The following is a 15,538-nucleotide window of genomic DNA, read 5'->3' as shown; positions in this document are numbered from 1 at the left end:
CAAATGAACACTATTTACGAACCATCAAGTATTTGTATGATTAGAACACCTTTATTATCAGTTGAGTTTTTCAATTTATTTTTAAATACTGAACACATTAAATATAGCGACTTACAATTAAATGCTCAGACGAAAGAATCTATACTAACAACAACATTTAATTTATATCGTACTTTAAAAGAAATAAATTTTGATGGCGATAACAAGAAGGTTAGAGATGCTAAAGAAAGTTTATTAAAATATTTAATTAGAATGTCAACACGTCCAACGCCATTTGGATTATTAAGTGGTATTAATTTGGGTCATTTTTTAAATGAACCAACACGTCTTAAAGTTGGAAATAGTATTCAAAAATATGTGAAAGTCGATGGCGAATGGTTGTATAAACTGATTAGTTATATTGAGAGTAATGATGAATATTATCAAAATTTGAAAGTTATTTGGAATAGTAAAGCACATATTATCAATGATCGAATATATTTAAATGAACTAAGTGCTATTTATTTGAATAACAATAAAGACGCATCTTTTTCCATTAAAAATAGTGATTTACTCATGTTCATTAAAACAATTGTGACACATAATAATATTACTTTTTCAAATTTAGCTGAAAAGATAAATCAAGAATTTGAAATTAATGATATTTCTAAAGTAAAAGCATATATTCATAATCTTGTCTCGAAAGAAATTATATATTCAACAATCAGACCACCGTTATCAAATAGTGATAATTTAAATTATATTTTAAATAAACTTTCTTTACATAAAGATGATTTTGTAGAAAAAATTAGAGAAATCCAGATATTGGTATCAGCTTATGAAAAAACAGAAATTGGATTTGGTGAGGAATTATATAAGGACATTATTCAACATATGAAGGCGCTATTCAAATGTAAAAATTATCTTCAAATTGATACCAAAATTGACATGATTAACAATCAATTACATCAAGATATAGCAAAAAATATATCCGAAGCAGCGTACTTATTGTGGCTTTTATCTAGAAATAATGTCGGATTAACAGATTTAAAAAATCTTCACAACCGTTTTATTGAAAAATATGGATTTGAACAACTTGTGAATGTTAAAGATTTAATTTCAGATATAACAGGTTTTGGGACAACAATTTTTCAAGAAGAACAAACTGACGAAAATAATATTGTAATGCTAAAGCAAAAATTTTTGCATGCTTTGAGAAACAACGAAGAAATTGTCATCAATGAAAATGACGTAGAATCATTGATTAACGATAACACGATAAATAATTATCATGCACCAATTAGCGCCGATGTATACGCTGAACTTTACATTGGAGATTATTATAATCAATATAATGAGCTCATTGTAATTAGTCCTTTAACGGCGTCTTTTAATGCTGGTGCTACATTTGGACGATTTCATCATTTAGTTGATTCTGAAACTTTATATAAATTAGAACATGAAAAAGCGCATTATTATCAGAACATGATGCGTGATGACAATGTAGAAATGATTTCTATAAATAATGTACCGAAATACCCACGAAATCATAATGTATTAACTAATCATGACTCATACGAATATTCATTGAATTTAGGAAGTAGTTATAGTGATTCAAAGCATGAACTGAACTTAGATGATATTTATGTTGGTGCTACTTTTAACAAGTTATATTTATATTCTTGCCAACTTAATAAAAGAGTACTATTTGAATCAAATAATATGTATAACTTTTTAAAAGAAAGTAATTTATATCGATTGTTAAGAGAAATTTCAATGGAATCTGTGAAATACATTGAACCTATGAATGATGTGAGTATTGATTCATTTAGTTATTCACCAAGAATCAGATATAAAAATGTCATTCTTAAACCAGCATATTGGAAAATCAATGAGATGGTATTACCTTTACCTAAAAATGAAGAATGGGATCAACAATTTTTGAAATATCAGGAACAATTCAATATACCCAACATAGTAAATTTAGTTTATGGAGATAACAAAATTCTCCTGAATTTATCATTAACCAATCATAGATATTTATTGATGAAAGAATATAAGAAGCATAAACGTGTACGTTTAGTAGAATCATTTTTACCACAATCAAACAATGACCATGTGTATGAAATTGTTACACCTATTTATAAAAAAACTGCATATTGTGGACCTGAAATTGAAATTCCAAAATATAAAAATACAGATATTGAATATGACAAAGAATGGTTTGCAATACACATTTATATCGAAAAATCTTCACAAAATACATTTATCATCGATAATTTGTATCCATTTGTAAAACATCTTAAAGATAGGGGCGATATTGATCAATATTTTTTAATGCGCTATATCAAACAAGGTGACATTTTAAAGTTGCGATTATACAGGAATGACGAAAATTACGCAGAAATATACAGCATCTTGAAGAAGTGGTTATCACATGTTCGACAAACGACAGAAGTTTCAGATTATGAATTTGTATCATACGAGCCAGAATTTTTTAGATATGGTGGAAAGAACACGATTAATGAAATAGAATCTTTCTTTGAATATGACACGAATTTAGCTGTCAATGTTATTGAAAATGATTTTAAGTTTGAGCGACCATTTATTGTTGCAATTTCAATAATGTATTTATTTAAGATGTTGTCAATTTCGAATGAAGAGCGTATGGAAATTGTTAATAACTATGTACCTACATCATTTAAAAGTAAAGAGATTAGACCTTTTAAAAATGAACTTGTAACTATATGTAATCCTGCTAATAATTTTGAATATATGACTAAACACTATAGTAATATATATCGATTTTTAAAAAATGACAATCAAATTTTAAGTTACTTAAATGAAGGGCTTAAAAAGCCTTTAACTACTAAAAGGTCAAGGATTATTGGTAGCTTAATTCATATGCGCTGCAATCGAATATTTGGCATTGATAAGGATCAAGAAACATTTGTTTTATCTATTGTAAAAGAAATTGTTAAAACTCAAAAGCATTGGTGTGGTGACAAAAATGACTGATATGAATCTAATATTGAAGAAGAAGTTTCAAGAGATTTCAGAAGTAGATGATTTCATTTCAAAAGCATCTACTGAAACCGATTATTTTGAACCTTCAACTTTATCACATGGTATACCAGGTATCATTTTGTTTTTAGATGCTTATCAAAAAGTTTTCGATATTAATACTGAGCAAATTGTGCATAAGTACATCATGAAATTAGCACCATATTTACAGAGTGGTCAATATAACAATTCTTTGTTTGGTGGACTTTCAGGTATTGCATTTTCAATGGATTTAGCATCGCAAAATGGCAAAAATTATCAAAATATTTTAAATAATATTGATGGTCTCATTGTAAATGAAATAGAAAATAAAATTGATCAAATATTACAAGAACCATTAAATCCATTAAATTATGATACTGTCAGTGGATTAGCTGGGATAGGGAGATATTTGCTAAATAGAGTAGATGAGAATGAATCTAATGTTAAAGCATTAAAAAGCATATTAGTATACTTTAAAGATATTCAATATTCTAAAAATAGCTGGGTAGTTCCGCAAGAAAGTCAATTTTTAGAGACGGATAAGAAGTATTTTATAAAAGGTAACATCAATCTTGGTCTTGCTCACGGAGTGTTAGGACCGATGTCATTATTTGCATTATGTGTGATTAAAGGAGTTACTATTGAAAATCATCAGCAGATATTAAAAGACATGTACAAATTTATCATGGACGAAAAATTTTGTAACCACGAAAGATGGTTGCAGCGTTACGATTTAATTTCTGAACGTAATCATTTCAATTATATTCGGAATGGTTGGTGTTATGGCAATACGGGTGTAATGACGACGTTGTTTTTAATCGGCCAAGCATTACAAGATGATGAAATTATTAAAATGTCTAAAAAAGTGATGCTACAAGTAGTAAATGATAAAGATGAAAATTTAATAAGTCCAACTATTTGTCATGGATTGTCATCACAAATATTAATGTTAACAATTATGAATTTGCATTTTGAATTAAATGAAGTGTCTGATTATATCACTGTACTAATAGATAAACTGATTTCTCATTATAAGGAAGATCATCTGGTGAATTTTATAGACATTAATGAAAATAAGCAAGGTGTATTTAAAAGTAGGAAAGTGGGTCTTTTAGAAGGTGAATTAGGGGTCTATCTAACATTGATGACACTGAAAAATACAAAAATTTTCAATGAAAAAAATTGGACCAATGTGTTTTTAATTAGCTGAATGGAGGCGTATATCATGGGAGAAAATGTATTGATTTGTTTGTGTGGCTCAGTTAATAGTATCAATATTAGCCACTATATTATTGAATTAAAATCAAAATTTGATGAAGTAAATGTAATCGCATCAACGAATGGTAGAAAGTTTATTAATGGTGAAATACTAAAGCAATTTTGTGATAACTATTATGACGAATTTGAAGAACCTTTTTTAAATCATTTAGATATAGCAAATAAACATGACAAGATTATTATTTTACCTGCGACTTCTAATACGATTAATAAAATTGCAAATGGTATATGTGACAATTTATTATTAACTATTTGTCATACAGCTTTTGAAAAACTTTCTATATTTCCCAATATGAATTTACGAATGTGGGAAAATCCAGTTACTCAAAATAATATTCGATTATTAAAAGATTATGGTGTATCAATATATCCAGCAAATATTTCAGAAAGTTATGAATTAGCGTCAAAAACATTTAAAAAGAATGTTGTCGCACCTGAACCGTATAAAGTTCTGGAATTCATTTGAGATTAGAAGATGAAAATCATAAAGCGCGCTATTATTAGTTTAATAATATTGAGTCTTTTAATATCTATTACAATGAGTACTTCATCAGCGTCAGAAGAACAATATTACAGTGTTGAATACAAAAATACAGCAACATTTAACAAGTTAGTTAAAAAGAAGTCCTTAAACGTTGTCTATAATATACCGGAATTACAAGTGGCACAGATTAAAATGACAAATACAAATGCTAATTCTTTGGCAAACTATAAAAATGACATTCAATATATAAATGCCACATGTTCAACTTGCATGACTAGTGAGAAAACAATAGACAGAACATCAAATGAGTCATTATTTTCAAGACAATGGGATATGAATAAAATAACAAATAATGGTGCATCGTATGATGATTTGCCAAAAAAGGCTAACACAAAAATAGCAATCATAGATACAGGTGTGATGCAAACCCATGACGATTTGAAAAATAATTTCTCGACTGATTCTAAAAATTTAGTACCTTTAAATGGCTTTAGAGGTACTGAACCAGAAGAGACAGGTGATGTACACGATGTCAATGATAGAAAAGGACATGGCACGATGGTGTCGGGTCAAACGAGTGCTAATGGCAGATTAATAGGTGTTGCACCGAATAATAAATTTACAATGTATCGTGTTTTTGGTAGTAAAAAGACAGAATTGCTTTGGATATCTAAAGCGATAGTTCAAGCTGCAAATGATGGTAATCAAGTTATTAATGTGAGTGTTGGTAGTTATACTATTTTGGACAAAAATGAACATCAAACTTTTAGAAAAGATGAAAAAGTAGAATACGATGCGTTACAGAAAGCAATCAATTACGCCAAGAAGAAAAAAACTATCGTAGTTGCTGCAGCCGGTAATGATGGTATTAATGTCAATGACAAACAGAAACTAAATTTACAGCGTGAATATCAAGGTAATGGCGAAGTGAAAGATGTTCCTGCATCTATGGACAATGTCGTTACAGTAGGATCAACAGATCAAAATAGTAATCTCTCTGAGTTTTCCAATTTTGGTATGAATTATACTGATATTGTAGCGCCTGGAGGTTCATTTGCATATTTTAATAAATTTGGTGTGGATAAATGGATGAATGAGGGGTATATGCATAAGGAGAACATTTTAACTACTGCCAATAACGGAAGATATATTTATCAGGCTGGAACTTCATTAGCCACACCTAAAGTTTCGGGAGCGCTAGCTTTAATCATTGATAAATATCATCTTGAAAAACATCCAGATAAAGCGATTGAATTGTTATATCAGCATGGCACATCTAAGAATAATAAACCATTTAGTAGATATGGACATGGTGAGCTTGATGTGTATAAAGCATTAAATGTAGCAAATCAAAAAGCAAGTTAAAAAGTTAAAGGAGTTTTGATTATGGCAAAATTAGTTACTGAAAACATTTCGAAGCGGTTTAAAAATCAAGATGTTTTAAAAAATATTAATATTACTTTAGAAAATAATGAAGTATATGGGTTACTTGGCATAAATGGTGCTGGTAAAACCACACTCATGAAAATTATTTGTGGCATACTTCAACAAGATTCAGGGGAAATTAAATTAGATAATAGACCAATGACACGAAATGATTTGCACAAAGTTGGTTCGCTTATTGAAACACCTGCGACATATAATCATTTAAGTGCACAAGATAATTTGAAAATTGTGTGTTTAAATGAAAGCGTTGATTTCAGTGAAATTAATAGTGTTTTAAGCTTAGTCAATTTAAATGTCGATAAAAAGAAAAAGGTTAAGGACTTTTCTTTAGGTATGAAACAAAGACTTGGAATTGCAATGGCATTAATTAAAAAGCCAGAAATTTTAGTATTAGACGAACCATCTAATGGTTTAGACCCATACGGAATACAAGAACTTAGAGAACTTCTAAAATTATTAACAGAACAAGGTACTAGTATTATTATTTCAAGTCACATTTTATCTGAAATCCAAGTTTTAGCAGATCATATCGGTATTATTCATGAAGGTGAGCTAAAATATCAGCAAAGAAATAACAAAGATGAAAACTTAGAAGAGATATTCTTCAAAATAACGAAAGGAGATTACAAATGATACATTTAAAGATAGAAGGTATCAAATTTAAAAACTCTTTCAGTATGTATGTTTTATTAATAAGTCCGCTGGTATTTCTTTGTTTTGCTATTTTCACAGTCTTATTCGCCAAAAGTAATACGGGAACAGCGAATAGTGTGTCACCATATATAACTTTACTATTTAATATTTGGCCAATTGCTTTCATCCCGATTGTATTATGTATGGCTTGTAATTCGTTATTTAAAATTGAAATGAGAAATAAATCATTTAATTATTACTTAAGTAATAATTGGTCGATTACAAAAGAAATAAGAGCAAAGATTTTCATTTTATCAATAGCATTTTTGGTACATTGCTTTTTAGTATTTATTATTGCTTATATAGGTGACCTAATTATTAATCCACATCCGGTTAATGCTATGTTGTTATTGGTGACAATATTGTTGATGTATGTAGTATCTCTACCATTGATACCGCTCAACTTTTTATTGACTCGATACTTTGGAGTGTTCGTATCAATATTAATAAACTTAGTATTATCAGTCATTTGTGTTTTATTTTTAACATTGAAAAGTTCATTTTGGGTGTTGCCATGGGCGATAATGCAGAGAATCCCGCTTATTACGCTTGGCATACTACCTAATGGTTTAGTTGTAAATCATAATTCAAAGTACTTTAATGATCTCAATGCATTATATATTTCGATTATTGTTAGCATCATTATTTTCGCGATAGTAACATTTTTAAATAATAAGAAAAGTTGGCGATTAAAATGATAATTAACGAATTAAAGTCATGTAAGTTGAAATTTTCTAAGCAAGCGCTCACCTTTGTACCCATTATTGTAACCATACTGTTTATATTATTTATAAATTGGTATTTAAACGTAAATGTATGGAATGGTCGACAAATTAGTTTGTTTACAGCGAGTTTTAATGCAATTACATCACTATTAATTTCTATAAACGTTTATCAAGTCATCAATTTTGAAGAAAATATTGGTCACTTTAATCATATATTAGGAAAAGCTAATAGGTTAAATTGGTTAATTGCATCAATGATTTTTACTTATACTATTACAGCTATATGTATTCTATTAGTATCAATTAATTTATTGTGGCATTCACATGATATGAAAATAACACTTATGTTTTTAGGCGTATCATTGTTTTTCAATGTAATTATATTACTGCTACTTTTTATTTTTAGTATTTTCATTAAAGATGTATTGGCTATTGTTGTCGGCGTTTTAATGTTTATATTTAACGTTTATTTTGGATTAGAAGTGCTTGGAGATCATTCGTGGTTCTATTTACCAATCACATATGCTACGCGTTATGTATATATGTATATTGAAGGAAATATACCAGTGATGATGACAATGGTAATCTATATTATTATCACGTTGTTATTGGCAGTTTTACTCTTTAAAGGATTCAATAAATGGAGTGGCAGAACGATTAAAGATTAATCTTAGTTCTGAAAATGATAAATAAAAATTGTATGAGTTACTTTTTAATTAAGTAGCTGAATAAGAGAAAAGAGAAGAGGAACATAAATTATTTTCCTATACGTTTAAATACAATTGTGTTTTATCGATTAGACATTTTATCGAATTGCATGTTATTATATGAATATAAATAAGACGACATGCGCTAACATGTCGTCCTAGTAAGCCGTCTAATGGCTTCTAAATTAATTTTTTAACCATTCCAACTTGCCAAAGTTATTACGGAATGGTTTTTTTATTTTATCCGCTATTTGAAATAAAAAATGACGTTTTAATTTATTATGGGCTAGGTGGTTTGTAAGAAAGGGTTAGTTATTAAGGTTTTATGAATTAAGGAAATTTGTGTTTAAGCTTTATTCAATTGTGATTTTGTTGATGTCTCTTTTATTTAAGTAAAAGCCTTTATGATCATTGAAGTCTTCACCAATTTTAGCAGTAATTACTGTACTTGTATCTTTGCTATAAATACTAACTGTTTGACCTTTCTCTGCTAATCCATTAGATACTAGGCTTGAAGTTAGGTTTTTCCATGTATTATTTGCATCTACAGTCGTATTAAAATCATCACCAGGAATGTTTTCTTTTTTTATATCAATTTGAGTAAGTTTAGAAAAATTATTTGAAGTATTAGTAAAACTGTCATGATTTGCAGTAGATTCTATACTTGTAGATTGTCCATTATTTAGTAAAAAAGATATTTTTACGGTTTCTCCTTGATTGCCACTAATTATATTTGAATCTATTAGAGACTTTTTAACTCCTTGCCAAATCACTGTATTTGTTTTTTCTTCTGCTTTTGCTGTTTTAACAACTTTGTTTGTATCTAATCCTAAATATGAAGAATGTAATCCCGTTCCTAATGTTGTTAAAACTAATGCGCTGGCTACTAATGTTTTACCTAAAAATTTTGTATTCATTTTAATTGCTCCTTTTTTTATATTGTAAACGTTTACAATGCAAATATAATAATATTTTTTAAAAAGAACAATTAACTAAATATCAAAAATGCATTAACTATCTATTAACTAAAAAATAGAATGATTTTTTAACATCGTTTTGGTGTTTTGAATTATAAAAATTAGAGAAAAAGTGTTTTAATCGAAAGATTGTTGGTGAGTATTTTAATCAGTAAGTAAGTATTAAACAAGTTTATAGCTGGAAATTTATAATAAATTAGAAAAGAGTGTCTCAAATAAAGCCAATCAATGATTGATTTACACCATTTCAATTGTTGATTAGTTTTATTTATGTATGAATGAACAACTTTTTGACATCATTGAAAATATAGATGATTTTGAAAGTTACAATATTACCATAAAGTTTTTCAATAACAATCGCGCCACTAAAACTCAAAAATTCCACCACCAACATCAAAATTCTCCACATCGCGACATATCCAAATGTTATAATAAATCTATTACACAAAGAGATAAATTACTTATTCAAAGGCGGAGGAATCACATGTCTATTACTGAAAAACAACGTCAGCAACAAGCTGAATTACATAAAAAATTATGGTCGATTGCGAATGATTTAAGAGGAAACATGGATGCGAGTGAATTCCGTAATTACATTCTGGGCTTGATTTTCTATCGCTTCTTATCTGAAAAAGCCGAACAAGAATACGCTGATGCCTTGGCAGGTGAAGATATTACATATCAAGAAGCGTGGGCAGATGAAGAATACCGTGAAGACTTAAAAGCAGAATTAATTGATCAAGTCGGTTACTTCATTGAGCCACAAGATTTATTCAGTGCGATGATTCGTGAAATTGAAACGCAAGATTTCGATATCGAACATCTGGCGACGGCAATTCGTAAAGTTGAAACATCTACATTAGGTGAAGAAAGTGAAAATGACTTTATCGGACTGTTCAGCGATATGGACTTAAGTTCAACGCGATTAGGTAACAATGTCAAAGAACGTACGGCTTTAATTTCCAAAGTCATGATTAACCTTGACGATCTGCCATTCGTTCATAGCGACATGGAAATTGATATGTTAGGTGATGCATATGAATTCCTTATCGGGCGCTTTGCGGCGACAGCAGGTAAAAAAGCAGGTGAGTTCTATACACCACAACAAGTATCTAAGATACTAGCGAAGATTGTCACAGACGGTAAAGATAAATTGCGTCACGTGTATGACCCAACATGTGGTTCAGGTTCATTATTGTTGCGTGTTGGAAAAGAGACGAAAGTGTATCGTTATTTTGGACAAGAACGTAACAATACCACATACAACTTAGCACGCATGAACATGTTGTTACATGATGTGCGCTATGAAAATTTTGATATCCGTAATGATGATACGTTGGAAAATCCAGCTTTTTTAGGTACTACATTTGATGCGGTTATTGCGAACCCACCATACAGTGCGAAATGGACAGCAGATTCAAAATTTGAAAATGACGAACGCTTCAGCGGTTATGGCAAACTTGCGCCAAAGTCTAAAGCCGACTTTGCCTTTATTCAACACATGGTACATTATCTAGACGATGAAGGTACGATGGCTGTTGTATTACCACATGGTGTATTATTCCGAGGTGCCGCAGAAGGTGTCATTCGTCGTTATTTAATAGAAGAAAAGAACTACTTAGAAGCCGTGATTGGGTTACCAGCGAATATTTTCTATGGGACAAGTATTCCAACGTGTATCTTAGTATTTAAAAAATGTCGCCAACAAGACGACAACGTATTATTTATCGATGCATCCAATGATTTTGAAAAAGGAAAGAATCAAAACCATTTAAGCGATGCCCAAGTCAAACGCATTATAGACACATATAAGCGTAAAGAAACAATTGATAAATATAGCTACAGCGCGACATTACAAGAGATTGCCGATAACGATTACAACTTAAATATACCGAGATATGTCGACACATTCGAAGAAGAAGCACCAATTGATTTAGAGCAGGTCCAACAAGATTTGAAAAATATCGACAAAGAAATCGCACAAGTTGAACAAGAAATCAATGCATACCTGAAAGAACTTGGGGTGTTGAAAGATGAGTAATACACAAAAGAAAAATGTGCCAGAGTTGAGATTCCCAGAATTTGAAGGCGAATATTCTTCAGACATTTTTGGAAATCTAGCAACGAATAAGAGTGATAAATTTAACCCTCAAAATGAGAATGCAAGTATTGATATAGAATTGGATTGTATTGAACAAAATACGGGTCGATTAATTAAAATTTATAATTCAAAAGAATTTTCAAGTCAAAAAAATAAATTCAATCCACAAAATGTTTTGTATGGAAAACTCAGACCATATTTGAATAAGTATTATTTTACAAAAAAAAGTGGAGTGTGTTCCTCAGAAATATGGGTTTTGAAATCAACGAAAGAAGATAAATTATTGAATTTATTTCTATATTGTTTTATACAAACAAAACGATATTCTGATGTTGCTAGTAAATCGGCTGGTTCTAAGATGCCAAGGGCTGATTGGGGTTTAATTGAAAGTATAAGAGTATATTTTCCAAAATTATGTGAACAGCAAAAAATAGGTGAATTCTTCAGTAAACTTGACCGACAAATTGAATTAGAAGAACAAAAGCTTGAATTACTTCAACAACAGAAAAAAGGCTATATGCAGAAAATCTTCTCACAAGAATTGCGATTCAAAGATGAGAATGGTAATGATTATCCAGATTGGGAAGAGAAGCAATTAGGGGAAGTAGCCGAAATAATAGGGGGAGGAACTCCAAGTACAAAAAACAAATTATATTGGAATGGTGAAATAAATTGGTTTTCACCGATTGAAATAGGTAACAAAACATATGTCTATAGTAGTCAAAAGAAAATAACAGAGGAAGGGCTACGAAAAAGTTCTGCTAAAATTTTGCCTGTGGGCACTATTCTATTTACCTCAAGAGCTGGAATAGGAAAAACAGCTATTTTAGCTAAAGAATCTACAACGAATCAGGGATTTCAATCAATATTACCTCGAAAAGGTGTGTTAGATTCGTATTATGTATATACTATTTCAAATATATTGAAGATATTAGCAGAAAAAGTTGGTGCAGGGTCAACATTTTCAGAAGTATCAAAAAAGCAAATGGAGCAATTGAATTTAAATATACCGATGATAAAGGAGCAAAAAAATATAAGTAAATTCTTTAGCAAATTTGATAACTTAATTGAAATACATGAACGAAAACTTGAATTTTTAAAACAGAGGAAACAATCGCTTCTACAAAAAATGTTTGTTTAATAAGTCTATACAAAACCCCTCAATAATTGAGTTAGTGAGGGGCTTTTCCGATAATTGTTAACAATATAATATTAGCATTTAGCATTGTGATTTGTGTGCTTAAAATTTGAGAAAGCTGACGCGGTGTTTAAAATAACCTTTAGAAGCTTCAGTGTAGCTATTTTTTGAGTTTCGAAAAGAAATCCGATACATGCTAAATTTACATATATATTAATAACAACAAAAGCAGGAGGATTTAAATCTATAATTTCAGTATCAGATAAAAATCAATATAGACAATATGGCTTATAAAGACAAATGACATTTAAAGGAAGGTCACCAAAATTTATTGTCTGCTGATGAAATGAATGAAAAATAACACTTGCATAGAATTGAATACAAAGGAGAACCGCCACTATTCTTCTTTCCAGGGTCAGTTGAATAATTAATATAAATAGAATTTACATCAATGACAATATAATGATTGAGATTTTGAAGTAAACCAATTCTTGAATTAAGGTTATACAAAACTAAAAATGAGTATAAATTTAGGGGGAATTCAAGGGATTAAATAAAGTAATTCTAAGTCTTTCTATAATACTTTTAAATGTCATAAGGGAGAAATAAGGGACTAAAAATTTTGCTGAAATTATTTGAAGATAAAGTCATCATTAAAAAATATCTTTGAACTAGTGTATATTAAGAATTAAATAATATGATAGATGAAAATCAATGAGTTTTTTTCCTAATCAGTCAGGAGCAATGAGGTAGCTTCTTATAAGTGTCAAAATTAAGGACAAAGTTAGAAAGTACCATGAGTAACTCTGTCCTTAATTTGCTTTTTAAGATTTAGAAAACTTTTATACTAATCAACCTTAAAACCAGCCGTCATATGTTTTACAGCTTTTTTTACAATCATCGTAAGACTCTGTGAGATCCATTAATTTAGACTGCTCTGTAGCTAAATTAAAAGCAATAGCATCACTAGTTTTACCTTCAAATGCGCCTTCTAACTTACTACTTTGATCTTTTAAAATTGATTCAATTTCATCTAAGCTTGAGACGCAATTTTCTATATCTTCTTTTTCATCGCTAATCATACTTTGTATTTCATTTTTCAATTCATGCTTTAAAGCAAATAAACGTGCTTTCTCCATTGCGATTTTGGCATCTTTTTCAGCTTCTTTTTTGATAGCATCTGTAGCATCATGTATACTTTCTCCAATTTCATTTGAAGCATCACGTATATCTTTGAACAAGTCCATTTTATACTCCCTCAAACCAACGATATATTTCGCTGATTTCTTTGTCACGGTCTTCAAATTTTTTAGTTGCATCAATAATTTTTTCGCTAAATTGGGACAATCTTTGCTTGGTATATTTTAATTCTCCAATTGTATCTTCAAATAACGCTTCATCAAAAAAGTCATAATGGCCACTTTTTGATAATTCTTCAACGTAGTTTTCTATATCTGATGGGGAAATAAATTCATGAGAACCGCTTAACAATTTATTAACGTATTCCGATTCGATTTGTTTTGCTTGTTTTTTAGTATTTTCCATATATTTTTCTAATGCTTTTATCGCTTTATCGATATTGTGTAACTTATCTTTCATCTCTCTAGCCATTTGATCAGCTTTTTTACCGTCCACTTTAATTTTTACACTTCCACCACTGATTTCAAAAGTTTCAATTCCATGACCGGAAATAGGATTGAAAAAGAGTTTCGAAAGCTCAGAGTCATCAGCTAATATTTCTGTTCCTAAAATTGAAGATCCCAATGTAGCAATACCTATTTTATCATTTGGGTGTGCATAATCAGTTATAGTTTGATTATACTTACTTAAATCTAAGTTTTCTTTAACATTATCAGGTAATATATTGTAACCATTAGGTGCTGAAAAAGTTTTTGTTTTATCAAAATTAAATAGTACCGTCATCACCTGTGCAATTGTGCCTCCAAGACTATGGCCAGCACCATAAACATGTTTATAATTCCCTTTATTCAAAACTGACTGAGTCCAAAGATAAGCTTCGTTAAATTGATCAGCTTCTTTTGCATTATTTTTATCGACCATTTCTAGCCATTTATTATTACCAACTGTACTTGGGTTAATTTCTTTTAAGCTAGTGTCTCTGTAGATAGCTGCATTTAAAATTTTATTTGGATTAGTTTCAATTTTAATGTCATTGGTACCTAAATATATATCAGTATTAATATCAGCAGGTTCATATTTATCTGTCCCAGCATAAACAAAATACACAGTTTCATTGTCTACATTTCCTTTACTGTCTTTTGGAGACACCGCCATTGCTTGGAAGCCATTAACTTTATCGACCCTCGAAGCTTGAATTTTAAAAGTTTGATTGCTACTGTCAGAATTTTTAATAATAGTTTCATCTTCGTCAACTTTATCAAAGTCATAGGCGTTGGCAGAAAGTCTAAAATATGTGTTATCTTTAATATGTAGTTCTTTCATTATATCACCTCAAAGGAATGATTATTTTGAATAAAAAAATTTATTACATTGCAATTATAATTATTAGTATATTATTAATAATAGGAGGCGTCTATTTAAAAATGAAACATGATGAAAAAGAAAAATACTATAATGAGCAAAAAGAAAGAATAACGATTTATATGAAGCACAATGTGAAAGGTTATAAAAATATAAGTTTTACTAATTTTAAAGAAAACCCAATGGATGGCTATTCTATTAGTGGTTATATAAATAATGATAAAAAGTTATCATTTACAGCTGGTATAAGATCTATTGATGATTTTCAATTTGATACCGATATTTCTTATACAGATGAATTAGGTAGAAAATTTATTAAAAATCCTAAGTCAGTTTCTGAAATAAAGAAAGAGCAAAATACGTCCAATAAATAATTGTTCACACTGTGGTGAAACAAAAATATATAAATCAATAGATGACCTTAACTATGATATAAAATCTCGACACTATAAAAATAGTATAG

The 15,538-nt window shown here is 29.6% G+C and carries 13 protein-coding genes and 1 pseudogene; 11 read left to right on the top strand and 3 right to left on the bottom strand.

All coding sequences use genetic code 11. The features are described 5' to 3' along the window. Window positions 1–3: 3 nt before the first annotated feature. Genes ML436_08935 through ML436_08905 form a run of 7 tightly spaced genes read left to right on the top strand, consistent with a single transcriptional unit; the run spans window position 4 to window position 8,318 of the window. A complete protein-coding gene (locus tag ML436_08935; GenBank protein ID UMT77318.1) occupies window positions 4–2,997 on the top strand; it encodes a lantibiotic dehydratase in 2,994 nt (997 codons plus the stop codon). Beyond that, the gene (locus ML436_08930; protein UMT77317.1) at window positions 2,990–4,234 is read left to right on the top strand and encodes a lanthionine synthetase C family protein; all 1,245 of its coding nucleotides are present in this window, start codon (window positions 2,990–2,992) and stop codon (window positions 4,232–4,234) included. Before ML436_08935 ends, ML436_08930 begins: the two co-directional genes overlap by 8 nt. 15 nt (window positions 4,235–4,249) lie before the next feature. Continuing rightward, complete coding sequence (locus ML436_08925; protein ID UMT77316.1) at window positions 4,250–4,768, top strand: flavoprotein; 519 nt, start codon at window positions 4,250–4,252, stop codon at window positions 4,766–4,768. Between the two features lie 9 nt (window positions 4,769–4,777). Then, the gene (locus ML436_08920) at window positions 4,778–6,151 is read left to right on the top strand and encodes a S8 family serine peptidase (protein ID UMT77315.1); all 1,374 of its coding nucleotides are present in this window, start codon (window positions 4,778–4,780) and stop codon (window positions 6,149–6,151) included. 21 nt (window positions 6,152–6,172) lie between these two features. Next, window positions 6,173–6,865 (top strand): lantibiotic protection ABC transporter ATP-binding subunit, encoded by a 693-nt coding sequence (locus tag ML436_08915; protein UMT77314.1) that lies wholly within the window; start codon window positions 6,173–6,175, stop codon window positions 6,863–6,865. After that, complete coding sequence (locus ML436_08910; GenBank protein UMT77313.1) at window positions 6,862–7,623, top strand: lantibiotic immunity ABC transporter MutE/EpiE family permease subunit; 762 nt, start codon at window positions 6,862–6,864, stop codon at window positions 7,621–7,623. Before ML436_08915 ends, ML436_08910 begins: the two co-directional genes overlap by 4 nt. Next, window positions 7,620–8,318 carry a BsaG protein gene (locus tag ML436_08905; GenBank protein UMT77312.1) on the top strand — a complete coding sequence of 233 codons (699 nt, stop codon included), beginning with the start codon at window positions 7,620–7,622 and terminating at the stop codon, window positions 8,316–8,318. The genes ML436_08910 and ML436_08905 overlap by 4 nt, the downstream gene beginning before the upstream one ends. Before the next feature lie 392 nt (window positions 8,319–8,710). Here the strand turns inward: ML436_08905 and ML436_08900 are convergent, their stop codons facing one another. After that, window positions 8,711–9,274, bottom strand: coding sequence for a DUF4888 domain-containing protein (locus ML436_08900; protein ID UMT77311.1), 564 nt, complete (start codon window positions 9,272–9,274; stop codon window positions 8,711–8,713). Window positions 9,275–9,518: 244 nt separating this feature from the next. On the opposite strand from ML436_08900, the pseudogene ML436_08895 reads away from it, so the two are divergent. The 3 genes and pseudogenes from ML436_08895 (at window position 9,519) to ML436_08885 (ending at window position 12,576) form a co-directional block, all read left to right on the top strand. After that, window positions 9,519–9,659: pseudogene (locus ML436_08895) on the top strand (hypothetical protein). Window positions 9,660–9,818: 159 nt separating this feature from the next. Continuing rightward, window positions 9,819–11,375, top strand: coding sequence for a type I restriction-modification system subunit M (locus ML436_08890; GenBank protein ID UMT77310.1), 1,557 nt, complete (start codon window positions 9,819–9,821; stop codon window positions 11,373–11,375). Then, window positions 11,368–12,576: a restriction endonuclease subunit S gene (locus ML436_08885; protein UMT77309.1), complete on the top strand. Its 1,209-nt coding sequence runs from the start codon at window positions 11,368–11,370 to the stop codon at window positions 12,574–12,576. Before ML436_08890 ends, ML436_08885 begins: the two co-directional genes overlap by 8 nt. 854 nt (window positions 12,577–13,430) lie before the next feature. Here the strand turns inward: ML436_08885 and ML436_08880 are convergent. After that, entirely contained in the window at window positions 13,431–13,820 is a 390-nt protein-coding gene (locus tag ML436_08880; GenBank protein UMT77308.1) for a hypothetical protein, read from the bottom strand. Window position 13,821: 1 nt separating this feature from the next. Continuing rightward, a complete protein-coding gene (locus ML436_08875) occupies window positions 13,822–15,036 on the bottom strand; it encodes a hypothetical protein (protein UMT77307.1) in 1,215 nt (404 codons plus the stop codon). Between the two features lie 26 nt (window positions 15,037–15,062). Between ML436_08875 and ML436_08870 the strand changes: the two genes are divergently transcribed. Continuing rightward, window positions 15,063–15,449, top strand: coding sequence for a DUF1433 domain-containing protein (locus ML436_08870; protein UMT77306.1), 387 nt, complete (start codon window positions 15,063–15,065; stop codon window positions 15,447–15,449). The last annotated feature ends 89 nt before the right edge of the window (window positions 15,450–15,538 follow it).

Source organism: Staphylococcus roterodami (genome assembly GCA_022493055.1).
In the GTDB taxonomy this organism is placed as follows: Bacteria; Bacillota; Bacilli; order Staphylococcales; family Staphylococcaceae; genus Staphylococcus; species Staphylococcus singaporensis.
This window is presented reverse-complemented; position numbering and strand designations above follow the sequence as displayed.